Source organism: Paraburkholderia sp. BR14320 (assembly GCF_040948665.1).
GTDB lineage: Bacteria > Pseudomonadota > Gammaproteobacteria > Burkholderiales > Burkholderiaceae > Paraburkholderia > Paraburkholderia youngii.
The window spans coordinates 1-259 of record NZ_JBFPKG010000338.1 but is presented as its reverse complement, the minus strand read 5'-3'; the positions used below and the strand labels follow the sequence as shown (position 1 = coordinate 259).

Genomic DNA, 259 nt, shown 5'->3' with positions numbered 1-259 from the left:
GTGATTGATCCATGGCAAATGATCAAAAAAGTTCACACATACGGCGAGCGGATCAATACAACCGAGCCGGTGCGACTTTTCACTATGCCACCCGGGCCGCCTGAGCCCAACGATGCACTTTCCGCGGCCCTCGCTCAAAACCCGGCCGATAACTCGCGAATGGATCGATTTACAAAAATGAGAGTTAAGCGAGCGGCTGGCCCTGAGGCCGCCGAGACCATTATTCGCGGACTAAGAAGCAGTGGCAATGCATGGGATC

General features: G+C 54.4%; 1 protein-coding gene. It reads left to right on the top strand.

Annotated elements, in window-relative coordinates:
- Window positions 1–259: hypothetical protein (locus tag AB3X89_RS40555; RefSeq protein WP_368588102.1), on the top strand; the 259-nt coding region annotated here is incomplete at both ends.